A 23530-nucleotide genomic window follows, 5' to 3' on the forward strand; every position below is an offset into this window, starting at 1 on the left:
CCAGCGAGCGCGGTACCTTACCCCCCTCTGGGCGAGGCATGTATACCGCCCTCGCGGCTCAGATGTACGCCCCAGCCGTCGAAGTTGTTCCCAATGTGACTCAGGCGACACGAAGATAGGGGTAGTAGTACCCGCTTCCCGGTTGGCGCGCCGGCATGTCGGACTGTTTCCACGCGACCGCCGGACAACCGTTAACCTCAGCGGCGTACTCGACGGCCGGCGGGACGGCCCGACCGCCGACGGCCGCCGCCACCCACCCATCGTCCGGGAGCGCCCAGATGAGTTTTGCGCGAGTGCGAGCACTCGTTGTCGTCGGTCTGCTGGCGGTCGTCGCCCTGGTCTTCGTGGTCGTCGCCGTGGTCCGCGACACCCAGGGTGAGGCCGGACTGGCCGGCGGCTGTCCCGAGGACGCCCCGCTCGCGGACGTCACCCTGCACGAGCCCAAGGACGTCAAGCTCAACGTCTACAACGCCACCGACGAGCCGGGCCTCGCCAGCAAGGTGGCGGACGACTTCCGCAACCGAAAGTTCCAGGTCAAGAAGACCGCCACCGAGAAGAAGCAGATCGACGACGTCGCCATCCTCCGGTACGGCCCGAAGGGCGTCGGCTCCGCGCACCTGCTGCGCGCGTACTTCCTCAACAACGCCAAGGACGGGTACGACGCCAAGCGCAAGGACGACACCGTCGACGTGGTGCTCGGCAGCTCCTTCGCGCAGCTGGCCACCACCACCGAGGTGAACCAGTCCCTCGGCGACCTGGGCGCCCCGGTCGCGCCGCCCGGCTCGTGCCCGATGCCCGCCGACAAGTGACCCGCTGACCCCGGCCGCCACCCGCCCGCCGGGCCCTGACCGGCGCCCGACCATCCACCGGACGCGGCGGCCCGCTCAGGGCCCGCCACGGGGCGACGGCGGGCCGGGCGGCGGTCAGGGCCCGCCCGAGGCGTCCAGGGCGGCCAGCCGGTCGTGCAGCGGCCCGAACAACGCCGGCGGGGCGGCGATCACCAGGTCCGGCCCGGCGGCCCGCCCGCCCAGCCCACCGACCCGCAGCCCGGCCTCGGTGGCGACCAGCGCCCCCGCCGCCTGGTCCCAGGCGGCCAGCCCCTTCTCGTAGTACGCGTCCAGCCGGCCCTCGGCGACCAGGCAGAGATCCAGGGCCGCGGCGCCCTGCCGGCGGATGTCCCGCACGTGCGGGATCAGCTCGGCGAGCACCCGGGCCTGGTGCGCCCGCCGCCCGGCGTCGTAGCCGAACCCGGTGGCGACCAGCGCCTGGCCCAGGTCGGTCTCGCCCGAGCAGCGCAGCCGCCTCCCGCCGCGGTACGCGCCGCCACCGGCGGTCGCCGTCCACTCCTCGCCGGTCGCCACGTTGCGCACCACGCCCGCGACCACCGCGCCGTCCACCTCGGCGGCCAGCGACACCGCGCAGTACGGCAGCCCGTAGAGGTAGTTGACGGTGCCGTCGATCGGGTCGACGATCCAGCGCACCCTGGCCGCGCCGGCCGCCGGGGTGCCGTCGCCCGCGCCGTACTCCTCGCCGAGCACCGCGTCGTCCGGCCGGACCCGGCGCAGCGCGTCGACCACCTGCCGCTCGACGGCCCGGTCGGCGGCGGTCACCACGTCGGTGACGGTGGACTTGGTCGCGGCCACCGACACCCCCTCGGCCCGCATCCGGTGGGCGGTCGCCGCGGCGTCCCGGGCGACATCGACGGCGATCTCCAGCAGCTCCTGCTGCGGCGGTGCCGAGCGTTGCATCGTCCGTCCCCTTCCCGCACGACTGGGCCCCTCCGTGTCGCGCGCGAGTATCATCCTTACAAAGTCCACATCTACGTCGAATCGGCGGTCCCGATCGTTGGTACGCCGTGCGGCGCAGGATGATCGCCGCAGACGGCGTTACAATTCACCCCTGCCCACGCGCCACGGACCGCCGACGACCGGCCGGCCCGGGACACGGGGGTTCCTCAACCACATCGTCCGGCACCGTGCACCGTGCTGCGCCGGACAACCCGGCCGTGCTCGCTCTTCGCCTCCGGAAGGTCATTCGTGACAGAACCCCGCCAGACCGGCGCCGACGTTCGCTCGCTCACCGACACCCTGATCGCCCACGCGCAGAGCGCGGGTGGCCAGCTCACGTCGGCCCAGCTCGCGCGCACCGTCGAGTCCGCCGAGGTGACTCCGGCCCAGGCCAAGAAGATCCTGCGGGCGCTCGCGGAAGCGGGGGTGACCGTGGTCGTGGACGGCTCGGTCGGCCCCCGCCGCCGGGTCGCCGCCGCCCGGTCGGCCACCCCGGCGTCCCGGGCCACCACCGCCAAGACCACCAAGAAGGCCGCCGCGCCGGCCCCGAAGCAGGCCGCCGCCGCCGACGAGGCCCCCCCGCCGGCGCGCAAGGTCGCCGCGCGCAAGGCCACCACCGAGGCGGTCGCCAAGGCGGCCGTCCCGGCGAGGGCCGCGAAGTCCACCCGGGCCACCAAGGCGACCGTCGCCACGGCCGCCGGCAAGCCCGCCAAGGCCGCCGGCAAGGCCAAGGGCGAGGGTGCCGAGGGCGACATCGACCCGGAGGAACTCGCCGCCGAGATCGAGGACGTGGTGGTCGAGGAGCCGGCCGAGCTGGCCCAGGCCGCCGCGGCCGACGCCGCGAGCTCCGCCACCGACAACGACTTCGAGTGGGACGACGAGGAGTCCGAGGCGCTCAAGCAGGCGCGCCGCGACGCCGAGCTGACCGCCTCCGCCGACTCCGTCCGGGCGTACCTCAAGCAGATCGGCAAGGTGCCCCTGCTCAACGCCGAGCAGGAGGTGGAGCTCGCCAAGCGGATCGAGGCGGGCCTCTACGCCGCCGAGCGGCTGCGCGCCGCCGAGGAGGGCGAGGAGAAGCTGGTCCGCGAGATGGTCCGCGACCTCGGCTGGATCTCCCGGGACGGCGAGCGGGCGAAGAACCACCTGCTGGAGGCCAACCTCCGGCTGGTGGTGTCGCTGGCCAAGCGGTACACGGGCCGGGGGATGGCGTTCCTGGACCTGATCCAGGAGGGCAACCTGGGCCTGATCCGGGCGGTCGAGAAGTTCGACTACACCAAGGGCTACAAGTTCTCCACGTACGCCACCTGGTGGATCCGGCAGGCGATCACCCGGGCCATGGCCGACCAGGCCCGCACCATCCGCATCCCGGTGCACATGGTCGAGGTCATCAACAAGCTCGGCCGCATCCAGCGCGAGTTGCTCCAGGACCTGGGCCGCGAGCCCACCCCGGAGGAGCTGGCCAAGGAGATGGACATCACACCGGAAAAGGTGCTGGAGATCCAGCAGTACGCCCGGGAGCCCATCTCGCTCGACCAGACCATCGGTGACGAGGGCGACAGCCAGCTCGGCGACTTCATCGAGGACTCGGAGGCCGTTGTCGCGGTCGACGCCGTCTCCTTCTCGCTGCTGCAGGACCAGCTCCAGCAGGTGCTCCAGACGCTCTCCGAGCGCGAGGCGGGCGTGGTCCGGCTCCGCTTCGGCCTGACCGACGGCCAGCCACGTACGCTGGACGAGATCGGCCAGGTCTACGGGGTGACCCGGGAGCGGATCCGGCAGATCGAGTCCAAGACGATGTCGAAGCTGCGTCACCCGTCCCGTTCACAGGTACTCCGTGACTACCTGGACTGAGCCGTTTCGTCAACCAGGCGTGTCGGTTTGATCACCAGCCGTACAACACCCGATGGTGATCGGTCGGTTGCACGATTGTGATCGTTGACGTGGCACCCTTGGTGCACGGCACACTGTTGCTGCCATGTGTGACCTCGGTCCCCCGCGGGCACACAGGGAAGGCAGGGCCCGAGTTGGGTGTTGCACGATAGGTGAGCAACGACCGAAGAGATTGTTCATCGGTGACGACCAGAGGAGGAAGGCGATGACCCCGACCCTCACGCCGCCGCCCGAGACGGTGGCTCCCCCAGCCGCCGATGAACGGTGCGACCGCTGCAACGCTGCCGGCAAGCTCCGTATCACTCTGGCGGGCGGGAGCGAGCTGGTGTTCTGTGGGCACCACGCGAACAAGTACGCGGAGGATCTCGTGAAGATCACCGTGCGGTTCGCGACGGACCCCGAGTTCAGCTGGCGTGGCGCCGATCTTATGGCGAACTGAAAACGCGTAACACCGACATAGCCGGCCGGAGGTGCCCTACGGGGCCCCTCCGGCCGGCTTTCGGCACTCCGCCCCCACCCACCCCACCCCGGCCCGCCGCGTGGATCAAGAGGTTTGCGTCGCGGGTGGGGTCCCGGGACGACGCAAACCTCTTGGTCACCGCAAAAGACCCCCGGGGGTGGTGAAGTTAGAGGGTTTGGACCGTGGCTATGCGTTCCTCTAGCTGTTCGATGGTGGCCTGGGCGCTCGGCGGGCCGCCGCAGAGGCGGCGCAGCTCGGCATGGATCTTGCCGTGTGGCAGGCCGGTGCGGTGGTGGCGGGAGGCCACCAGGGCGTTCAGCTGCCGCCGTAGCGCCACCCGACGCTGGGCCGCGCTCATCGGCGGCGGGGGCGCCGCCGTGGCCGTAGCGGCCGGCTGAGCGGTCCGCTCGGCGGTCCGGCGACGCTGGGCGGCCAACTGCTCGGCCTGCCGCTTGGTGAGCAGCAGGGAGACCTGGTCGGCGGTGAGCAGCCCGGGCAGGCCGAGGTACTCCTCCTCCTCGGGGGTGCCGGCCTGGGCGGCGGTGCCGAAGGACGCGCCGTCGAAGATCACCTGGTCCAGCTCGGCCGTGGCGGAGAGGGCCAGGAACCGCTTCTCCAGCTCGCCGCTGGCCTGGTCGTCGCGCTGGGCGCGCTCCAGCAGGTCGTCGTCGAAGCCCTCGCGGTCCTTCGGCTTGCCGAGCACGTGGTCCCGCTCGACCTCCATCTCGCTGGCCAGCCCGAGCAGGTGCGGCACGCTGGGCAGGAAGACCGACGCGGTCTCCCCCGGGCGGCGGGCCCGGACGAACCGCCCGACGGCCTGGGCGAAGTAGAGCGGGGTGCTGGCGCTGGTGGCGTAGACGCCGACCGCGAGCCGGGGGATGTCGACGCCCTCGGAGACCATCCGGACCGCGACCAGCCACCGCTGCCCGGACTCCGCGAACGTCGCGATCCGGGCGGAGGCCCCCTGGTCGTCGGAGAGCACCACCGCGGCCTTCTCACCGGTCACCTGCTCGATCAGCCGCGCGTACGAGCGGGCGGTCTGCTGGTCGCTGGCGATGATCAGCCCGCCGGCGTCGGACATCCCGGCGTTGCGCAGCACGGTCAGCCGGGCGTCGGCGGCCCGCAGCACCTGCGGCATCCAGTCGCCGGCCGGGTCCAGGGCGGTGCGCCAGGCCTGCGCGATCAGGTCCTGGGTCATCGGCTCGCCCAGCCGGGCGGCCAGCTCGTCGCCGGCGTTCGTCCGCCACCGGGTCTCCCCGGAGTACGCCAGGAAGAGCACCGGCCGGACCACGCCGTCGCGCAACGCGTCGGAGTAGCCGTACACGGCGTCGGCGCGGGAGCGGAGCAGGCCGTCGCCGCCCCGCTCGTAGGTGACGAAGGGGATCGGGTTGTCGTCGGAGCGGAACGGCGTACCGGTCAGCATCAGCCGGCGCACGGCGGGCTCGAACGCCGCCTTCACCCCGTCGCCCCAGGTCCGGGAGTCGCCGGCATGGTGGATCTCGTCGAGGATGACCAGGGTGCGCCGGATCATGGTGCGCCGCCGGTGCACCTGGGGCGCCATCCCGACCTGCGCGTACGTGATGACCGCGCCGTGGAAGTCGGCCGAGGAGTGCAGGTCGGCGTTGCGGAACGCCGCGTCGAGCTGGATGCCGACCCGGGCCGCCGCCTGTGCCCACTGGGTCTTCAGGTGCTCGGTGGGGGCGACCACGGTGACCGCCTCGACGGTGCCGTCGGCGAGCAGCTCGGCGGCGATCCGCAGGGCGAAGGTGGTCTTGCCGGCCCCGGGGGTGGCGACCGCCGTGAAGTCGTCGGTACGTCGTCGCAGGTACTCCACCAGCGCCTTGCGCTGCCAGGCGCGCAGTGGTGGGAACGTCTCGAGCACCGGCGTCCGGGCTGCCACGCGTCAGGCTCCTCTCCGACCGCCACGACGGCGGACCCCGGCCGAGGGCCACGGGTACCGCCGCCCATGAAAAGACCCTCGCGCATCGGTTGCCGCGAAGGCCGAATCAGCATAACCAGCGCGCGCCGGTCGGCCCAGGCGACGCCACGCTGGTCACATCCGCACCGCCCGGCACCCGTACCGATTGCGCCTCCACCTTCACGGTGCGTCAGGAGCGGGGGCCGCGGGTGCCGGTGCGGGGCGGGCGGAGCGTGGCCACCGGAGCGGACCAGCGCCGCCGCAGCGCCACCAGGCGCAGCGCGAAGACGAACACCGCCGCGGCGGTCAGCCCAGCGGCGTTGGCGTGCCCGGACGCGTCGAGCGCCGCCACGGCGACCGAGCCACCGAGCGCGGCCACCGCGTAGATCTCCCGGCGCAGCACCACGGGGATCTCGCCGGTGAGCAGGTCCCGGGCGAGCCCGCCGCCGATGGCGGTGAGCATGCCGATGAGGCAGGCCCCGACCGGCGGCACCTGGGCGTCGAGCGCCTTGAGGGTGCCGGTGACGGTGAACAGCCCGAGGCCGGCGGCGTCGAGCACCAGCACGGTGGTGCGCAGCCGGGCGAGCTGGGGGTGCAGCCAGAACACGGCGGCGGCGGTGACCGCGGCCGTGGCGGCGTACCGCCAGTCGGCGAAGGCCAGCGGGGGCACCTCGTCGATGACCAGGTCGCGGAAGATCCCGCCGCCGAGCGCGGCGATGAAGCCGACGAAGGCCACGCCGAACAGGTCGAGCCGCTTGACCACCGCCGCGGAAGCGCCGGAGGCGGCGAAGACCGTCACCCCGGCCAGGTCGGCGAGGAGCAGGGCGGTGGAGGTGGTCACCGCCGAAGGTTACGTGGGCGGCCGGAACGGCCCCCGTGGTCACGCGCCCCAGGAGTCGTAGATCTCCTTGCACTTCGGGCAGACCGGCGAGCCCGGTTTGGCCGCCTTGGTCACCGGAAACTTCTCCCCGCAGAGCGCGACGACGAAGGTGCCCATGACGGCACTCTCGGCGATCTTGTCCTTGCGGACGTAGTGGAACATCTCGGGACCGGTGTCGGCGTCCTTCAGTTCCGGACGCTCGAGAACCTCTGTGCTCACGACTGCACCTCCAACTTTCCAGTTTGACAGGTCGACCTGACCGGGTCCACCGCAGGCCACCGCGCGACGGCCCGTAACGTTAAGGACGTGAACAGCTTCCACATTCGTCTCGGCGCCGAGGTGGCCGACGCCCTGCGTGAGCACCGCCCGGTCGTCGCCCTGGAGAGCACAATCGTCTCGCACGGCCTTCCCCGGCCGGACAACCTGCGGGTGGCCCGCGAGATCGAGCAGACGGTACGCGACGCCGGCGCGGTCCCGGCGACCATCGGCATGGTCGGTGGCCAACTGGTGGTGGGACTCGACGACGCGGAGCTGACCCGGCTCGCCACCGTCGACGGGGTGAGCAAGCTCTCGGTCCGCGACCTGGCGGTGGCCGCCGCGATCGGGGCTGACGGGGCCACGACGGTCGCCGCCACCAGCGCGGTCGCCGCCGCCGCGGGGATCGGGGTCTTCGCCACCGGCGGGCTGGGCGGGGTGCACCGGGAGGCCGCGCAGACCTTCGACGAGTCCGCCGACCTGGGCACCCTGGCCCGGACCCCGATCGCGGTGGTCTGCGCCGGGGTCAAGTCGATCCTCGACGTCGGGGCCACCCTGGAGCGGCTGGAGACCCTCGGTGTCGCCGTCGTCGGCTACCGCACCCGACGGTTCCCCGGCTTCTACCGCACCGACTCCGGGTTCGACCTGGACTGGTCGGTCGACTCCCCGGAGCAGGTCGCCGACGTGCTGGCCGCCCGCGCCGGGCACGGCGTGCACCACGGCGGGCTGATCGTGGCCAACCCGCTCCCGGTCGACGAGCAGCTCGACCCGGACCTGCACGACCGCACGCTCGCCGAGGGCCTGGCCCGGCTGGAGCGCGACGGGGTGACCGGCAAGGCCGTCACGCCGTACCTGCTGGCGTACTTCCACTCCGCCACCGCCGGCGCCAGCCTCGCGGTGAACGTGCGGATCATCCTGCGCAACGCCGACCTCGCCGCCCGGGTCGCGGTCGCCGCAGCGGGCCGCGGCGACTCCGCCGCATGACCGCTCAGTCCCGCATCGTCGTCGTCGGCGACCTGATCACCGACGTGGTCGCGGTGCTCGGCGGGCCGCTGGCGACCGGCTCGGACACCCCGGCCACCATCCGGGTCAGCGGCGGCGGGCAGGCGGCCAACACCGCCGCCTGGCTCGCCGCCCAGGGCGTCCCGGTGACCATGGTCGGCGCGGTCGGGGACGACGACGCGGGACGCGACCGGGTGACCGAGCTGGAGCGCGCCGGCGTGGACTGCGCGATCGAGCGGCACCCGGGCCGCGCCACCGGCACCGTCATCGTGCTCACCGGCGCCGGGGAGCGCACGATGGTCACCGAGCGGGGCGCGAACCTGTGGCTCGCCGCCGGACACGTGGAGCAGGCCCTGGCCGGGGTGCCCGACGCGCGGCACCTGCACCTGTCCGGGTACTGCCTGCTGGACGACGGGTCGCGCGGGGCCGGGCTGCGCGCGCTGGCCGCGGCGCGCGAGCGCGGGCTCAGCACCAGCGTCGACGCGGCGTCCGCGGCGCCGCTGCGGCAGGTCGGCGCGTCGGTCTTCCTGGCCTGGGTACGCGACGTCGACCTGCTTCTGGTCAACGCCGACGAGGCGGCCGTGCTGGCCGGCGGGCTGGACCCGGCGGCGCAGGCCCGGGCGCTGTCGGCGACGGCCCGGCGGGTGGTGGTCAAGCGGGGCGCGGCCGGGGCGGTCTGGGCCGACCGGACGGCTACGGTCAGCGTCGCCCCGGCGCGGCGGGTGGCGGTGGCCGACGTCACCGGGGCCGGAGACGCCTTCGCCGCCGGGCTGCTGTCCGCCTGGCTGGCCGGGGCCGGGCCCCGGGCGGCGCTGGACCGGGCCGGCGACCTCGGCGCGCTGGCCGTCTCCACGGTCGGCGCCCGGCCCGCGCCCTGACCGGACGCGCCGGCCTGGACGGGACGGGTCCGGGACGGGCGCGCCGGCGGCTCGGCCGGGCCGGTCAGGGCTCGGCGTCGATGACCTTGTGCGGCCGGTCCTCGGCGGTCAGGCTCATCGGCGGGGTCTCGTCCCGGCTACGGGGGTGGAACCGGTTGGCCAACCGGTGCCGCTCCTTGGGCGGCCGGTCGTTGGCCAGCAGCACCGCCAGCCACGGGATGAGCACCATCCCGAGGCCGCACAGCGGCAGCCAGAGCCAGAGCATGGGCGCCTGCGCGCCGACCAGGATCGCGCCGCCGATCACGCACGCCACCCGGACGGCCATCATCACGACGTAGCGCCGCTGCCGGCTGTTGAGCTGGTCGCCCTGGCTGCGGGCCGCGTCGGTGATCAGGATCGGTTGGTACGCCTGACGCTTCACCACGGACCTCCAAGAGGGATTGCCCCCATCCTGTCACTCCCGCCGGGTGATCAGCGAGAATCGCGTCATTCCGGCCCGTGTTACGCACGTGGTACGCTCCGCCTCGTGGGCAGCCGGTTCAGCTTCACCGACGAGGCGCTGGCCAACCTGCGCGTCTACGGCGTCACGCCGGGCGAGGTCTGGGAGGCGCTGCACAGCCCACGCCGGGTGATCCGGCACCTCGGCGACGACGTGATGGTGGTCTACGCCGCGGCCCGCCACGGGCGGCGGCTGGCCGTGCTGCTCGCCGAGGCCGACGGCGCCGACAACGACTGGGACGTCCTGTCCGCCCGGGAGCTGAGCGACGTCGAGGCCAAGCGCTACGACGAGGCCGTCCGCAGATCCCGCCGATGAGGAGGCGTGGCGATGAACCGCAACGACGCGACCAAGCAGTTCCACAGCGGCGACGACCGGCTCGCCGAGCTGGTCGACTCCAGCCAGCCGGTGGAGCTGCCCACCCCCGACACCGACGTGCCGATGGTCAGCCGCTCCGTGCGGCTGCCGCTGGAGACGTACGAGCGGGTGCGGGCCGCCGCCGACGCCCGTGGCATCGGGGTGACCACCCTGATGCGGCAGTGGATCGAGGCCGGCCTGGCCGAGCTGGACGACTCGGCGACGGTCTCGCTGGCCGACGTCCGGCGGGCCCTCGCCGCGCTCTCCCGACCCACCGCCGCCTGAGCCGTCCGGCGCCGCGCCTCAGCCCGTGAGCTGCCCGAACGCGGCCCGCTCCGCGTCGCGCACGTACGTCCGCCCCGACGGGTACGTCAGCGTGGCGTCCAGGTCGCAGTCGCCCCGGTAGAACCACTCGACGTACGGCACGTCGGGCTGCGCCCGCAGGTGGGCCATGTTGTCCCGCATCGCCTGCGCGCAGACGACCCCGTCCGGGTCGTACGACGTCCCGTCGTTGAGGGTGGGCTTGCGCCTGATGCCCCACTCCGGGACCACCAGCGGCTTGCCGACCCGCCTCGCCTGGGCGAGCGCGAACTCGTTGCGCTCGACCGGGGTGCGGTACCGCTCGTAGCCGGTGTCGTAGATGTCGAACCCCACCGCGTCCACCCCGGGGTGGCTGGCGACCACCCCGAAGTCGGCCCACCAGGACGCCTGCCGCCGGGCGGCGTACTCGGTGAACACCGGCACCAGCCAGACCTCACGGCGGCGGGGGTGCCCGGCGAGCGCGCCGACCAGTTCCTGCCACTGCTGCCGGAACGCGGCCGGGGCCGCGTCGCCCCCGGACTGCTGCTCCGGCTCGTGGCCGAGCGTCACCAGGTCCACCACCCGACGGCGGTTGGCCGGCCGCGCCGAGAGCCAGTCGCGGACGGCCGCCGCCGAGGTGCCGGCGGTCCAGTCCTTGAAGCTGTAGTGCAGCGCGCAGTCGGCGGGTACCTGGGCGAGGAGCGCCGACGACCAGGACTCCAGGCCGGCGCCGGGGCCGGAGTAGAGCCGCACCGTCCTCGGGCGGGGGTACCGGGCGAGCATCGCCTGGAGCGCGGCGACCGAGCTCGCCGGGGGTGCCCAGCCCAGGGCCGTCGGCACCTCCACCCTGACCGCGGCACTGACGCTGGTGGTGTTGCCGACCGCGTCCGCCACCCGCGCGGTCAGGATGACCGTACGGGTGAACATCAGACCCGGACCGAGAAGCGCCCGGGCGCCGCCGGGTCGGCGACGATCGTCACGGCCGGATCGGTCGTGGTCAACTCGAACTTCAGCGGGTCGCCGACGGTCAGCGTGGTGGTGGCGGTCGCCACGTGCCCGGCCACGTCGGTGACCTTCCCGGTCACGGTGACGGTGCGGGCGTCCGGGTCGTAGGCGTCGATCACCACCTGGGCGGTCTGGCCGGGCTGGAGCGTGCCGGGGGTCGCGGTGATCGACCGGATGACGGGATTGGCCATGATGCCCTCCGGGGGCGGCTGCGGGCCTGAGCCCAGGCGATCAGGATCAGCCGCGGGCCGCCCACCCTTCCCGGTGGACGCACCCGACCGGCAGGCCCGTGCCGTCGCGCGCCGGACGACCACCCGCTGCGCCGTTGCGGCGGGATGGGCGTCGCCCGATACCCGCTGCTCTGGTTGCAGAATGCCACGTCAGCGGCCCTACGGGTAGCCACCGACGGGACGAGACCCACGCCCGACCCCGCCCGTCCACCGTCGCCCCCGCCGTACGGGCGACGAGTCCGGTGGGCGGGTCGCGTCAGCCCTTCGCGGCCTTCGCCTCCGCCTTCATCCGCTGCTTGTACTCCCGCACCCGGCGCAGCGACTCCGGGTCGGTGACGTCGGCGACCGACCGGTACGCGTCGGCGTCGCCGTACCCGCCGGCCGCCTCGCGCCAGCCGTCCGGGTTGACGCCGAACCGCTTGCCGAGCAGGGCGAGGAAGATCTGCGCCTTCTGCCGGCCGAACCCGGGCAGCCCGGCGATCCGGGCCAGCAGCTCCCGCCCGTCGGCGGCGTCGGCCCAGAGCCGGGCGGCGTCGCCGTCGTACCGGTCCACCAGGGTCCGGCACACCTCCTGCACCCGGGCCGCCATCGCCTTCGGGAACCGGTGCAGGGCCGGCGGCTGGGCGAAGACCGCGACCAGCTCGTCCGGGTCGTACCCGGCCAGCTCGCGGGCGTCCGGCTCGTGCCCGAGCCGCTGCGCCAGCACGTACGGCGAGGAGAACGCCTTCTCCATGGGGACCTGCTGGTCGAGCACCATCCCGAGCAGCAGGGCCAGCGGGCTGCGCTCCAGCAGCCGGTTGGCCTCGGGGTCGATGGGGAGCGAAACCGTCATGCCGTCCATCCTGCCCGCAGCCGCCCCGGAAGCGACGGCGACTCCCCGGGCGCCCCGCCTCACGACGCCGACGCCGAGCCGCGCCCGCTCCCCGGCGGGCGGATTTGCGGGCGGCGGTGACGGGTCGCCCGGGCACGGGGGGCAGGATGGCAACGTGGACGAACACGACATGCTGCTCTCCCCCGACGGCGTCGAGGCGCTCCGGACGGCGCTGAGCCGCGCCGCGTACACCTCGAACGGGATCGCCGACCGGCTCGGCCCGCAGGCCACCGGCGGGGTGGCCCGCAACGACTTCCGGGCCGCGCTGCGGGCCACCGAGGACCGTGACCCGCTCGGCACGCTGATCCGGGTGTTCATCTGCGACCAGACCGAGTCGGAGGCCGCGGTGGCCGCCGCGCTCGCCCCGCTGACCGTCGCCGAGGCACTGGCCGGGGGGCTGGTCGAGCGGCACGGCGACGGCCTGCGGGCCGGGGTCGACCTGGAGCCGTACGGGGACGACTGGTGGGTCCTCGCCGACCTGCCGGCCAGTTCCCGGCCCGGCCGGCCGCTGCACTCCGAGCACGTGCTCGGCATCGGCGGGGCGACCCAGACGCTGATCGGGGCGGCCGTGCGGCGGCCGGTGGAGACCGCGCTGGACCTGGGCACCGGCTCCGGGGTGCAGGCGCTGCACCTGTCGGAGCACGCCCGCCGGGTCACCGCCACCGACCTCTCGGCGCGGGCGCTGCGCTTCGCCGCCACCACCGCCGCGCTCAACGGCCAGGACTGGGAGCTGCTACGCGGCGACCTGGTCGCCCCGGTGGCCGGGCGGCGGTTCGACCTGGTGGTCAGCAACCCGCCGTTCGTGGTGGGCCCCGGCACCACCACCCACGTCTACCGGGACTCCGGGCGGGCCGGCGACGCGATCGGGTCCGAACTGGCCGCCGCCGCCCCGGGCCTGCTCACCGAGGGCGGCACCATGCAGTACCTCGCGAACTGGGTGCACGTGACGGGCGAGGACTGGGGCGAGCGGGTGGCCGGCTGGTTCGCCGGTACCGGCCTGGACGCCTGGGTGATCCAGCGCGAGGTCGCCGACCCGATGGCGTACGTGAACCTGTGGCTGACCGACGTCGGCGAGGCCGCCGACCCGCACCGGATGGCGGCCTGGCTGGACTGGTTCGACGCGCACAAGGTGGAGGCGATCGGCTTCGGCATCGTCTCGCTGCGCCGCGCCGGGCACGCCGACCCGGTGGTCCGGGTGGAGGACCTGCGGCAGCGGGTGCAGCCGCCGATGGGCGACCGGATCGCCGCCTGGTTCGACCGCCAGGACTGGCTGCGGGTACGCGACACCGAGGGGCTGCTCGCCGAGCGCTACCGGGCCGCCGAGGGGCTCCAGCTACGCCAGGAGGCCACCATGGGCGACGAGGGCTGGGCGGTGGACCGGCAGGTCCTCGCCATGCCGCACGGGCTGCGCTGGACCGAGGAGATCGACCCGCTGGTGCTGGCCCTGGTCGGCGGAGCGGACGGCCGGTTGCCGCTGCGCGACCAGCTCGCGCTGCTCGCCGCCGCGCACGACGTGACGCCGGAGGAGCTGGCCGAGGCGGCCGGCCCGATCGTGGCGCACCTGGTGGAGCGCGGCATCGTCGAGCCGGTCACCGCCTGATGCGGGCGGTGGTGCAGACGGTCGGCCGGGCCAGCGTCACCGTCGACGGCGAGGTCGTCGGCGCGGTCGCCGACGGGCTGCTGGTGCTGCTCGGGGTGACCCACACCGACACCCCGCAGACCGCGCGGACCATGGCCCGGAAGATCCACGAGCTGCGCATCCTGGACGACGAGCGCAGCGCGGCGGAGACCGGCGCCGGCATCCTGGTGGTCAGCCAGTTCACCCTCTACGGCGACACCCGACGGGGCAGAAGGCCGAGCTGGACCGCGGCAGCCCCGGCAGAGGTGGCGGAACCCCTGGTCACGACGGTCGTCGAGGCGCTACGCGAGCGCGGCGCGCCGGTCGAGACGGGCCGCTTCCGCGCCCACATGCTGGTGGAGAGCACCAACATCGGCCCCCGCACCCTCCTCCTGGACCTCTGACCCCCCACCCACCCCCTGCCCAGGTTGATCAAGAGGTTGCGTCGTCCGGAGCCCGGATCCTGACGCAATCCTCTTGATCAACGGGGCTGGGGCGGGTGGGGTCGGTGGGGGCCGGGGGTCAGAAGAACAGGCCGCGGCGTTGGATGGACTGGCGGAGCCAGCCGTCGAGCTGGGCGGCCCAGTCCGTGTTGTGCGCCGTGGCGTGGGGGACGGTGAAGCGACCGAAGGCGTCCCGGCCCTCGGTGAAGACGCCGCCCCGCTTGTCGATCTCCAGCACCACCTGCACCTGCTGCGGGTCGGTGACGAAGGTGACCTCGAGCTGGTTGATCGCCCGGGCGTACTGCGGCGCCGGGTGGAACTCGATCTCCTGGTAGAACGGCAGGGTCTGTCGTACCCCGTAGATGTGGCCCCGCTCGTTGTCGGCGCGGGCGAACCGGAAGCCCAGCCGCAGCAGCGCCTCCAGCAGCGCCTCCTGGGCCGGCAGCGGGTGCACCGCCACCGCGTCCAGGTCGCCCTTGTCCACCGCGCGGGCCACCTCCAGCTCGGTGCGCAGGCCCATAGTCATCCCGTGCAGGTGCTGCCCGTACAGCTCGGTCAGCGGGGTCTCCCACGGCACGTCGAAGCGGAACGGCACGTCGTAGCGCTGCCCCGGCTCCAGCCGGAACGCGCCGGTCACCTGGCGGCGGTGGAACTCCTGGGTGGTCTCGTAGTCGCTGTCCCCGCTCTCCACCTCGACCCGGGTGACCAGGCCCAGCGCGACATACTCGATGTCCACCGGGTGCTCGCCGCCGGCCACGTGGACGGTGCCCTCCAACTGCCCGCCGGGGCGGCAGTTCGGGTTCGCCAGGATCGTCTCCACCGACGGGCCGCCCACGCCCATCGCCTGCATGAGCCGCTTGAAGACCACGACACCCTCCAGTTCCTCGGTGACCGGCCGCCGCGGCGACCGACCGTGTGACCGGCCCGAACGGCCGACCGCTGGCACGGTAACCGGGCTCGGCAACCAACAGGGGTACGGACACCCCTATCCCGTGTCGGTTCCCCGATCGCCTCACTCCCGTTTCACGCCCGGCTTGCCAGAGTGTGTGTCACCGGCGCCACTGGGCCGGCGACGCGGCACCGACGTGGACACGGGGAGAACAGAGATGGTCCTGCAGATGATCGAGAACCAGATCGGCCCGGCCGTCACCATCGACGCCGAACTCGGCACCGACACCTTGACCGACCTGGACGCCACCGACGAGCGCGGCGTCTCCACGGACCTGGTCCGCGCCTACCTCAACGGGATCGGGCGCACCAAGCTGCTCACCGCCGCGCAGGAGGTCGAGCTGTCCCGCCGGATCGAGGCCGGGCTGTTCGCCGAGGAGAAGCTGGCGACCTGCACGCCGGTGTCCACCGAGCTGCGCTCCGACCTGAAGCTGATCGTCGCCGAGGGCCGCGCGGCCAAGGACCACCTGCTGGAGGCGAACCTGCGCCTCGTCGTCAGCATCGCCAAGCGGTACACCGGCCGGGGGATGGCGTTCCTGGACCTGATCCAGGAGGGCAACCTGGGCCTGATCCGGGCGGTCGAGAAGTTCGACTACACCAAGGGCTTCAAGTTCTCCACGTACGCCACCTGGTGGATCCGGCAGGCGATCACCCGGGCCATGGCCGACCAGGCCCGCACCATCCGCATCCCGGTGCACATGGTCGAGCAGGTCAACCGGATGGTCCGGGCCCGTCGCGAGCTGGCCGTCACGCTGGGCCGCGAGCCCAACGTGGCCGAGGTCGCCCGGGCCATGGGCGTCCCCGAGTTCCAGGTCATCGAGCTGATCTCCTACGACCGGGAGCCGGTCAGCCTCGACCAGGCCGTCGGCGAGGACGGCGAGAGCGCCCTCGGCGACTTCGTCGCCGCCGTGGACCCGGCCGCCGAGCCGGGCGAGGCCGCCGCCGACGGCGAGCTGCGCAACGAGGTGCGGATCGTGCTGGCCACCCTGTCCCAGCGGGAGCAGGCCGTGATCCGGCTCCGGTTCGGCCTGGACGACGGCCGGCAGCGCACCCTCGACGAGGTGGGCAGGGAGTTCGGCCTGTCCCGGGAGCGGATCCGGCAGATCGAGAAGGTGACGCTGCTGAAGCTGCGCGCCCCGGAGCGGGCACAGCGCCTGGAGGCGTACGCCTGCTGAACGGTCGCGTCGAAGGAGGGCCCCGGCGGTTCGCCGGGGCCCTCACGCGTGGGCGGCTCCGCCGGCCGGGCTCCTGCGGCGCGGAGGCGTCGGACGCCGTCCCCTCACAGCCGGCGGGGGCCGGTGTCGGGACGGGCGCCGGCGGCACCGGTGCGGACGGCGGCGTGCAGCACGGAGACGCCGTCCGGGCGGGCCAGCACCGGGTTGAGGGTGAGGGAGCGGACCCGGGGCTGCTCGTCGGCGAGCCGGCCGACCCGCAGCAGCAGCTCCGCCAGGGCCGCCCGGTCCACCGGGGCGGCGCCGCGGTGCCCGCGCAGCAGCGGCGCGGCCCGGGGCGCGTCGACCAGCTCGGCGGCGTCGGAGTCGGTCAGCGGCACCGCCCGCCAGGCCCGGTCGCCGAGCAGCTCGGTGGCGACGCCGCCGAGGCCGAACCCGACCACCGGCCCGAACGCCGGGTCCTCCACCAGCTCCACCACGCAGGGCACGCCGGGCGGGACCATCGCCTGCACCAGGACGTCCGCGCCGAAGGTCGCCGCCAGCTCCGCGTACGCCCGGCGCAGGGCCGGCTCGTCGGCCAGGTCGAGCCGGACCGCGCCGAGGTCGAGGCGGTGCCGCAGCCCGGCGGCGGCGGCCTTCAGTGCCACCGGCCAGCCGAGCACCCCGGCGGCGGCCACCGCCTCGTCGGCCGAGCGCGCCGGCGCGGAGGGCACCACGTCGATCCCGTACGCGCCGAGCAGGCCGGCCGGGTCGGCACCGTCGGCCCGCAGCGCGGCCTGGGCGGCGGCGAGGTCGATCCGGGGCAGCTCGGGCAACGCGCCGGGCGGGCGGCGCAGCCAGTCCGCGTACGTGGCGACCCGGCCCAGGGCACGCACGGCCTCCTCCACGCTCGGGTACGCCGGCACCCCGGCCGGGGGCCGCCCGACGAGGAAGGTGGCCACCACCGGCCGGCCGACGCCGAGCGCCCCGGGCAGGGCCGCGGCGAAGTCGGCCTCGGTGTCGGTGAGCTGCCCGGGCAGCGGCGGGGCGAAGACCGCGACGAGGGCGTCCACGCCGTCGTCGGCGGCGGCGGCGCCGAGCGCGGCGGCGAACTCGGCCGCCCCGGCCCGGGGTCCCACGTCGGACGGGTAGCCGGCGGCCACGGTCAGCCCCTGCGCGGCGCAGGCCGTGGCGGCCAGCCCGGTCAGCGCCGAGGAGTTGCCCACCACGCCGACCCGCCGGCCGGCCGGCAGGGGCTGGTGGGCCAGCAGCACGCCGACGTCGAGCAGTTCGGCGACGGTGTCCACCCGGATCACCCCGGACTGGGCGAACAGGGCACTGACCGCGACCGCATCCGGGCCGGGGGCGTCGGCGTTCAGCCCGGGCGGGCGGGCCGGCGAGGCGAGCGCCACCACCGGCTTGTCCCGGCCGATCCGCCGGGCCAGCCGGGCGAACTTGCGCGGGTTGCCGAACGTCTCCAGGTACAACACGATCACGTCGGTGCCCGGGTCGTCGCGCCAGTACTGGAGCAGGTCGTTGCCGGAGACGTCGGCCCGGTTGCCGGCCGAGACGAAGCTCGACACGCCCAGGCCGCGCCGGTGCGCCTCGGCGAGCAGGGCCACCCCGAACGCCCCGGACTGGCTGAAGACACCCACCCGGCCGGGGGCCGGCAGCGCCGGGGCGAGGGTGGCGTTGAGACGTACCGTCTCGTCGGTGTTGGCCACGCCGAGGCAGTTCGGGCCGATCACCCGCATGCCGGCGGCGTGCGCCGCGCGGACCAGGGCCCGCTGGGCCGCCGCGCCCGCCGCGCCGGCCTCGGCGAAACCGGCGGAGATCACCACCAGGCCGTGCGCGCCGGCCGCCGCCGCGTCGGCCACCACCGCGCCGACCGCCTCCGGGGCCACCGCGACCACCGCCAGGTCGATCGCCCGGCCGGCGTCGACCGCCGAGGGGTACGCGGGCAGCCCCGCGACCGTCGCCGCGCTCGGGTGCACGGGCACCACCGCCCCGGTGAACCCGCCGTCGCGCAGGTGCCCGAGCAGCGCCGCGCCGACGCCCTGGCCGGTGGCGCTGGCCCCGTACACGGCGACGCCCCGGGGGGCGAGCAGCCGGGCGATGGAGCGCGCCTCGGTGCGGTGCTCCCGGCCGCGCTGCACCTCCAGCGTCTGCTCCGTCGGGGCGATCGGGAAGCTCAGGTGCACCACGCCGTCGGCGAACTGGCGCTGGACCTGGTAACCGAAGTCGGCGAAGACCCGCAGCATCGCCCCGTTGGCCGGGAGCACCTCGGCGACGAAGTGCACGATCCCGGCCCGCCGGGCGGCGTCGGCCAGGTGCTCCAGCAGCACCGAGCCGATGCCGCGGCCCTGGTAGGCGTCCTCCACCACGAACGCCACCTCGGCCTCGGGGCCCTGCGGGCCGAGCCGCTCGTACCGGCCGACGGCGACGATCCGCTCCCCGGCCAGCACCACGAACGCCTCCCGGTCCCGGTGGTCGACGTGGACGAACCGGCGCAGGTCCCGCTCCGGAATGCGCGGGTACGGCGAGAAGTAGCGCAGGTAGCGGGTGCGCTCCGAGAACCGCGCGTGCATGGCCACGATGCCCGGCGCGTCGTCCGGGCGGATCGGTCGCAGCCCGACGGTCGTGCCGTCGCTGAGCAGCACGTCCACCGGCTGGTCCACAGTGGTCACGCCTTCGGTCCCCTCCCCGGGTGCGCCGGCTCAGTCGCGCGGGTCGTGCGGGTCGAGCCCGAGCAGCGGGAACACCGCCTTGCGGCTGGCCGCGATGGCCCGGTCCACCGAGTTCGGCTCGCCGGTCGGCTGCCACGGCTCGTACGCCGGGTCGACGTCGTCGGTCATCCGCAGCGGCACCTCCCGGCCGGGCCGGCGCTCGGCGGCCAGCCGCCGCCAGCCCGGCGGGGTCGGCGTCGCCGGGTCGACCGGGTCGCCGGTGGCCACCGCCAGCAGGTGGGTCCACGCCCGGGGCACCACCTCGACCAGGGCGTACCCGCCGCCGCCGGTGGCCACCCAGCGACCCTCGCACAGCTCGTCGGCGAGCGCCCGCAGAGCGAGGTAGGTGGCCCGCTGCCCGTCGACGGAGAGGCGCAGGTCGGCGAGGGGGTCGATCCGGTGCCCGTCGGCGCCGCACTGGGTGACGAGGATCTGCGGCCGGAACACGCGCAGCACCGACGGCACGATCGCGTGGAACGCGCGCTGCCAGCCGGTGTCGTCGACGCCGGGCGGCAGCGGCACGTTGACGGCACTGCCCTCCGCGCCGGGGCCGCCGGTCTCGTCGGGGAAGCCGGTGCCGGGGAACAGGGCCAGCGGGGTCTCGTGCAGGCTGATCGTGAGCACCCGGGGGTCGTGGTAGAAGGTCTCCTGCACGCCGTCGCCGTGGTGCACGTCCACGTCCACGTACGCGACCCGCTGCGCGCCGAGGTCGAGCAGCCGGGCGATGGCCACCGCGGGGTCGTTGTAGACGCAGAAGCCGGCGGCCCGGTCCGGCATGGCGTGGTGCAGCCCCCCGGCCACGTTGACCGCGCGCCGGGCCTCGCCCCGCCAGACCGCCTCCGCGGCGGCCACGGTGGCCCCGGCGATCAGCGCGCTCGACTCGTGCATCCCGTCGAAAACCGGGTTGTCCGAGGTGCCCAGCCCGTAGCCGGCGAAGAGCGGGTCGCGGGGGGCGCGCCGGACCGCGTTCAGGTAACGCGGGTCGTGCACCCGGGTGAGCAGGGCGTCGTCGGCCGGCTGCGGGGCGACCAGGCGGACCCCGGGCCGGTCGAGGACACCCAGCTCGCGGGCGAGCGCGACGGTCAGCTCCACCCGGACCGGGTCGAGCGGATGGTCACCCATGTCGTAGGCGAGCAGGGCCTCGTCCCACACCACCACCGTGTCCTCGGACATGGGCTCATCGTCGCACGAGCATCGGCGGTAGCCCATCACCCGCGCTGGCCCGCGGCCGGTGTCGTGCCCGAGCCGGAGCGTCGCCCCGGGCGAGCTGACGGCCCGGCGCGGCGGCGGGCGGCCGGGCGAGCCCGACCGCCCGGGTGGGCCGCGGCTTCGGCGGTCAGCCGCCGGTGGCGACGGGACGGGACGGGTCCGCCACCCAGTTGCTCCACGATCCGACGTAGAGCGCGGCGTCCGGGCGGCCGGCGAGGTGCAGGGCGAGCACGGCCTGCGCGGCGGTCACCCCGGAGCCGCAGTACGCCCCGACCGGCGCGGCGTCGCTGACCCCGGCGGCGGCGAACCGGTTTCGCAGCACCGCCGCGGCGGGGAACCGCCCGTCCGGCTCGACGTACCCGCCGGCGGGCAGGTTCACCGCGCCCGGGACGTGCCCGGCGACGGGGTCGACCGGCTCGGCCTCGCCCCGGTAGCGCGCCGCGGCCCGCACGTCGAGCAGCACCCCGGAGTCGGCGGCGGCGAGCGCGGCGGCGGCGCCGGTGTCCAGCACCGGCAGCTTCCCCGGCCGGACCGGCACGTCGCCGGGCACCGGGACGGGAACCTCGGTGGACACGGGCAGCCCGGCGGCCACCCAGGCCGGGAAGCCGCCGTGCAGCAGCCGCACCGGCCGGTGCCCGGCCCAGCGCAGCGTCCACCAGGCACGGGCGGCGGCCATCCCGTCGCCGCCGTCGTACACGACGACGGGGTGACCGGCGCGGACCCCGGCGGCCCGCAGCGCGGCCTGGAGGGCGACGGGGTCGGGCAGCGGGTGCCGGCCGGCGACGCCGGGCGGCCCGCACAGGTCGGTGTCGAGGTCGACGAAGACCGCGCCGGGGAGGTGGTTGGCGGCGTAGTCGTCGCGGCCGGGCGGGCCGGCGAGCCGCCAGCGGACGTCGAGCAGGGTGGGCGGGTCGGCGTGGTCGAGCTCGGCGGCGAGCCGGTCGGCCTCGACCAACGGTTCCTCGGTACCGGACATGCCGTCCAGTCAACACCATCAGGGCAGCCACCTCGCGTTTCACCTGCGGGGAATGTCCGGCGGCCGGGGTACCATCGACCTCGGGAGGTCCGCTGACGTGAATGACCTGGTCGACACGACCGAGATGTACCTGCGCACCATCCTCGAGCTGGAAGAGGAGGGGGTGCCGCCGCTGCGTGCCCGCATCGCCGAACGGTTGAGCCAGAGCGGTCCCACCGTCAGCCAGACCGTCGCCCGGATGGAGCGCGACGGGTTGCTCACCGTCGAGGGCGACCGGCACCTGACGCTGACCGCGCTGGGCCGTAACGCCGCCGTGTCGGTGATGCGCAAGCACCGGCTCGCCGAGCTGCTGCTGGTCAACGTCATCGGGATGCCCTACGAGGAGGCCCACGAGGAGGCCTGCCGGTGGGAGCACGTGATGAGCGACGCGGTGGAGAAGCGGGTCTACGACCTGCTCAACCGCCCGACCCGCTCGCCGTACGGCAACCCGATCCCGGGGCTGGAGGAGCTGGGCAACCCGGAGGCGCAGGCCGACGGCAGCGAGGGTGAGCGCAACCTGGCCTTCCCCGGGCTGTCCGGCCCGGTGGTGGTGCGACGCATCTGCGAGAGCGTGCAGACCGACGCGGGGGTGCTGCGCCAACTGCACGCCGCCGGGGTCGACCCGGGGGCCACGGTGACGGTTGCCCAGGAGCGCGACGGCGTCTTCATCGACCGCTCCGGCGACCGGATCCGGCTGCCCCGCGAGGTCGCGTCCCGGGTGTTCGTCGCCGCCCGCTGATCCCTCTGCCGCTGTCCCTGCCGCGCCCGGGTCGGTTGCCCGGGCGGCCCCACGCCGCCGGCCCACCCGGGTCGAGGGCTCACAGGGCCGGGGTGTCGACCGTCTTCGCCAGGCCGACGAGCCGGTCCGCCAGCTCGTCCGCGGCGGCGCGGTCGGCGCCCTTCGGCAGCGTCCAGCGCAACGTGACGAGCCGGCCCTCGGCGGCCAGCCAGCCGACCTCGGCGACCGGCCCGTGGCCGTCAGCGGCGTTGGCCGTCCGCCGGTAGCCGGCCCGGCCCAGGTTGCCGACCTTCCGGGCCCCGCCCGGCAGCACGTCGGCGGTGAAGCCCGTCACGTCGATCGAGGTGTCGCTGACGGTGAGGGCCAGCTCGGGCAGCAGCACCCGCTCCGCGCGGACCACGCAGGTGTGCGTGTCGCCACGCGAGCTGGACGCCGCCACGTCGAACCGTTCCCCGGTGTGCTCCTCGATCACCGCGAAGTCGAGCAGCCGGCACGCGCCGCCCGAGGAGGCCGCCGGGACGTCGAGCACGACCGGCTCGGCCCGGGGCACCGCCACCGGCTCGGGGTCCTGGGCGGCGCACCCCGCCACCACCAGCACCGCCACGCCCGCGAGGCAGATCCGACCGCGCACGCGCCACCTCCGCAGTCCCCGGCGGGCTCCCGCCGTTTGTCGTCGGACACCGTACGGGCTGTCCGCGTCGGACGGAAGCCCTCAGTCGGTCACGTAGGGGCAGTGCCGGCAGCCGCGGCCGCAGCAGGTGCCCCGCCGGGCCAGGAATCCGGCGGTGAGCACGAACAGCCCGGTGTCCGGGTCGAGGTAGCCGGCCTCGCCGGCGGCCAGCGCGGCGGCGTGCGCGGCCAGCACCCGCTCCCGGTGCGGGTGCTCCGGCGACAGCCGGGACGGGTGCGGCTCGGTCAACGGCCGGGGCGCCAGCGGCAGCCGCTCTCCACTCACCGCAGCAGTGTAGGAAAAGGCCTCGGTCCACGCCCGGCGTCACCGACCAGCTCGGCGAACGTGGCCAGCATGGCCCGCGCCAGCGGCTTCGTCGCCAGCTCGCCGTGCACCAGTCGCGCGTAGTCGACCGCCACCGTGTCGTACGCGGCGCGGGTCTCCCGCAGCCAGTCCGGTTCCCCCATGGCCGGCCACTATAGCCGCCGCCGGAGTGGGCGGGCGTTGTCTCGTCGTCACCGTGTCAGTGACCTGGCGGTCTCCCGGGCGGCGGGCCGCCCGATGTCAGTGACCCGGAGTCGATCAAGAGACCAACGGAGGCACGATGTCATCGACATTGCGCTTCCGTTGCCTCCGGACACCCCGATGTCACTGACCTCGTGTCGAGAGCCCCGGGCGCGCCACC

The 23530-nt window shown here is 74.7% G+C and carries 26 protein-coding genes; 11 read left to right on the forward strand and 15 right to left on the reverse strand.

Translation table 11 applies throughout. The features are described from left to right. Positions 1 to 293 precede the first annotated feature (293 nt). The gene (locus OOK41_RS26090) at positions 294 to 809 is read left to right on the forward strand and encodes a LytR C-terminal domain-containing protein (RefSeq protein WP_266267991.1); all 516 of its coding nucleotides are present in this window, start codon (positions 294 to 296) and stop codon (positions 807 to 809) included. 114 nt (positions 810 to 923) lie between these two features. Here the strand turns inward: OOK41_RS26090 and OOK41_RS26095 are convergent, their stop codons facing one another. Continuing rightward, a complete protein-coding gene (locus tag OOK41_RS26095) occupies positions 924 to 1748 on the reverse strand; it encodes an inositol monophosphatase family protein (RefSeq protein WP_266267057.1) in 825 nt (274 codons plus the stop codon). A 288-nt stretch (positions 1749 to 2036) separates the two neighbouring features. Between OOK41_RS26095 and OOK41_RS26100 the strand changes: the two genes are divergently transcribed. Together OOK41_RS26100 and OOK41_RS26105 are read left to right on the forward strand one after the other, a co-directional pair. After that, positions 2037 to 3635 carry an RNA polymerase sigma factor gene (locus OOK41_RS26100; protein WP_117666642.1) on the forward strand — a complete coding sequence of 533 codons (1599 nt, stop codon included), beginning with the start codon at positions 2037 to 2039 and terminating at the stop codon, positions 3633 to 3635. A 244-nt stretch (positions 3636 to 3879) separates the two neighbouring features. Further along, on the forward strand, positions 3880 to 4113 hold the full coding sequence (locus OOK41_RS26105; RefSeq protein ID WP_074474066.1) for a hypothetical protein: 234 nt from the start codon (positions 3880 to 3882) through the stop codon (positions 4111 to 4113). Between the two features lie 187 nt (positions 4114 to 4300). Here the strand turns inward: OOK41_RS26105 and OOK41_RS26110 are convergent, their stop codons facing one another. The 3 genes from OOK41_RS26110 to OOK41_RS26120 form a co-directional block, all read right to left on the reverse strand. Beyond that, the gene (locus OOK41_RS26110) at positions 4301 to 6034 is read right to left on the reverse strand and encodes a DEAD/DEAH box helicase (RefSeq protein WP_266267058.1); all 1734 of its coding nucleotides are present in this window, start codon (positions 6032 to 6034) and stop codon (positions 4301 to 4303) included. 208 nt (positions 6035 to 6242) lie between these two features. Further along, positions 6243 to 6893, reverse strand: a complete 651-nt coding sequence (locus OOK41_RS26115; RefSeq protein WP_117666638.1) for a trimeric intracellular cation channel family protein — start codon at positions 6891 to 6893, stop codon at positions 6243 to 6245. Positions 6894 to 6932: 39 nt separating this feature from the next. Further along, complete coding sequence (locus tag OOK41_RS26120; RefSeq protein ID WP_117666632.1) at positions 6933 to 7151, reverse strand: DUF3039 domain-containing protein; 219 nt, start codon at positions 7149 to 7151, stop codon at positions 6933 to 6935. Positions 7152 to 7238: 87 nt separating this feature from the next. Here OOK41_RS26120 and OOK41_RS26125 point away from each other — a divergent pair, with 87 nt between their 5' ends. Both OOK41_RS26125 and OOK41_RS26130 read left to right on the forward strand, forming a co-directional pair. Next, positions 7239 to 8171 (forward strand): pseudouridine-5'-phosphate glycosidase, encoded by a 933-nt coding sequence (locus OOK41_RS26125; RefSeq protein ID WP_266267059.1) that lies wholly within the window; start codon positions 7239 to 7241, stop codon positions 8169 to 8171. After that, positions 8168 to 9067, forward strand: a complete 900-nt coding sequence (locus OOK41_RS26130) for a carbohydrate kinase family protein (RefSeq protein WP_266267060.1) — start codon at positions 8168 to 8170, stop codon at positions 9065 to 9067. The genes OOK41_RS26125 and OOK41_RS26130 overlap by 4 nt, the downstream gene beginning before the upstream one ends. 64 nt (positions 9068 to 9131) lie before the next feature. Here OOK41_RS26130 and OOK41_RS26135 read toward each other — a convergent pair whose 3' ends face one another. Then, positions 9132 to 9488: a DUF3099 domain-containing protein gene (locus OOK41_RS26135; RefSeq protein WP_117666626.1), complete on the reverse strand. Its 357-nt coding sequence runs from the start codon at positions 9486 to 9488 to the stop codon at positions 9132 to 9134. A 105-nt stretch (positions 9489 to 9593) separates the two neighbouring features. Between OOK41_RS26135 and OOK41_RS26140 the strand changes: the two genes are divergently transcribed. Further along, the gene (locus OOK41_RS26140) at positions 9594 to 9881 is read left to right on the forward strand and encodes a hypothetical protein (protein WP_117666624.1); all 288 of its coding nucleotides are present in this window, start codon (positions 9594 to 9596) and stop codon (positions 9879 to 9881) included. Positions 9882 to 9893: 12 nt separating this feature from the next. Then, positions 9894 to 10205, forward strand: coding sequence for a hypothetical protein (locus tag OOK41_RS26145; protein WP_117666981.1), 312 nt, complete (start codon positions 9894 to 9896; stop codon positions 10203 to 10205). Positions 10206 to 10223: 18 nt separating this feature from the next. On the opposite strand, the gene OOK41_RS26150 is transcribed toward OOK41_RS26145, so the two are convergent. The 3 genes from OOK41_RS26150 to OOK41_RS26160 form a co-directional block, all read right to left on the reverse strand. Beyond that, positions 10224 to 11147 (reverse strand): hypothetical protein, encoded by a 924-nt coding sequence (locus tag OOK41_RS26150; protein WP_266267061.1) that lies wholly within the window; start codon positions 11145 to 11147, stop codon positions 10224 to 10226. After that, entirely contained in the window at positions 11147 to 11416 is a 270-nt protein-coding gene (locus OOK41_RS26155; RefSeq protein ID WP_117666620.1) for a hypothetical protein, read from the reverse strand. Before OOK41_RS26155 ends, OOK41_RS26150 begins: the two co-directional genes overlap by 1 nt. A 295-nt stretch (positions 11417 to 11711) precedes the next feature. Beyond that, entirely contained in the window at positions 11712 to 12296 is a 585-nt protein-coding gene (locus OOK41_RS26160; protein WP_266267062.1) for an HhH-GPD-type base excision DNA repair protein, read from the reverse strand. A 145-nt stretch (positions 12297 to 12441) separates the two neighbouring features. Between OOK41_RS26160 and OOK41_RS26165 the strand changes: the two genes are divergently transcribed. Together OOK41_RS26165 and dtd are read left to right on the forward strand one after the other, a co-directional pair. Further along, on the forward strand, positions 12442 to 13926 hold the full coding sequence (locus OOK41_RS26165; RefSeq protein ID WP_266267065.1) for a methyltransferase: 1485 nt from the start codon (positions 12442 to 12444) through the stop codon (positions 13924 to 13926). Beyond that, positions 13926 to 14348, forward strand: a complete 423-nt coding sequence (dtd, locus tag OOK41_RS26170) for a D-aminoacyl-tRNA deacylase (RefSeq protein WP_266267066.1) — start codon at positions 13926 to 13928, stop codon at positions 14346 to 14348. Before OOK41_RS26165 ends, dtd begins: the two co-directional genes overlap by 1 nt. Before the next feature lie 118 nt (positions 14349 to 14466). On the opposite strand, the gene OOK41_RS26175 is transcribed toward dtd, so the two are convergent. After that, a complete protein-coding gene (locus OOK41_RS26175) occupies positions 14467 to 15255 on the reverse strand; it encodes a sporulation protein (RefSeq protein ID WP_117666976.1) in 789 nt (262 codons plus the stop codon). Positions 15256 to 15493: 238 nt separating this feature from the next. Here OOK41_RS26175 and sigB point away from each other — a divergent pair, with 238 nt between their 5' ends. Beyond that, positions 15494 to 16510 (forward strand): RNA polymerase sigma factor SigB, encoded by a 1017-nt coding sequence (gene sigB / locus OOK41_RS26180; protein ID WP_117666614.1) that lies wholly within the window; start codon positions 15494 to 15496, stop codon positions 16508 to 16510. A 104-nt stretch (positions 16511 to 16614) separates the two neighbouring features. On the opposite strand, the gene OOK41_RS26185 is transcribed toward sigB, so the two are convergent. The 3 genes from OOK41_RS26185 to OOK41_RS26195 all read right to left on the reverse strand — a co-directional run bounded on the left by OOK41_RS26185 (position 16615) and on the right by OOK41_RS26195 (position 21397). After that, a complete protein-coding gene (locus tag OOK41_RS26185; protein WP_266267067.1) occupies positions 16615 to 19173 on the reverse strand; it encodes a bifunctional GNAT family N-acetyltransferase/acetate--CoA ligase family protein in 2559 nt (852 codons plus the stop codon). Between the two features lie 30 nt (positions 19174 to 19203). Next, positions 19204 to 20385 carry an acetoin utilization protein AcuC gene (locus OOK41_RS26190; RefSeq protein WP_117666974.1) on the reverse strand — a complete coding sequence of 394 codons (1182 nt, stop codon included), beginning with the start codon at positions 20383 to 20385 and terminating at the stop codon, positions 19204 to 19206. Positions 20386 to 20548: 163 nt separating this feature from the next. Next, entirely contained in the window at positions 20549 to 21397 is an 849-nt protein-coding gene (locus OOK41_RS26195; RefSeq protein ID WP_266267068.1) for a sulfurtransferase, read from the reverse strand. 52 nt (positions 21398 to 21449) lie between these two features. On the opposite strand from OOK41_RS26195, the gene OOK41_RS26200 reads away from it, so the two are divergent. Next, positions 21450 to 22175 (forward strand): metal-dependent transcriptional regulator, encoded by a 726-nt coding sequence (locus tag OOK41_RS26200; protein WP_323136239.1) that lies wholly within the window; start codon positions 21450 to 21452, stop codon positions 22173 to 22175. Positions 22176 to 22254: 79 nt separating this feature from the next. Here OOK41_RS26200 and OOK41_RS26205 read toward each other — a convergent pair whose 3' ends face one another. The 3 genes from OOK41_RS26205 to OOK41_RS26215 all read right to left on the reverse strand — a co-directional run bounded on the left by OOK41_RS26205 (position 22255) and on the right by OOK41_RS26215 (position 23312). Next, entirely contained in the window at positions 22255 to 22806 is a 552-nt protein-coding gene (locus OOK41_RS26205) for a hypothetical protein (RefSeq protein ID WP_266267070.1), read from the reverse strand. An 81-nt stretch (positions 22807 to 22887) separates the two neighbouring features. Further along, on the reverse strand, positions 22888 to 23130 hold the full coding sequence (locus OOK41_RS26210; protein WP_266267071.1) for a DUF5522 domain-containing protein: 243 nt from the start codon (positions 23128 to 23130) through the stop codon (positions 22888 to 22890). Beyond that, positions 23127 to 23312: a hypothetical protein gene (locus tag OOK41_RS26215; RefSeq protein ID WP_266267072.1), complete on the reverse strand. Its 186-nt coding sequence runs from the start codon at positions 23310 to 23312 to the stop codon at positions 23127 to 23129. The genes OOK41_RS26210 and OOK41_RS26215 overlap by 4 nt, the downstream gene beginning before the upstream one ends. Positions 23313 to 23530 lie beyond the last annotated feature (218 nt).

Source organism: Micromonospora sp. NBC_01655 (assembly GCF_026339755.1).
Classification (GTDB): Bacteria; Actinomycetota; Actinomycetes; order Mycobacteriales; family Micromonosporaceae; genus Micromonospora.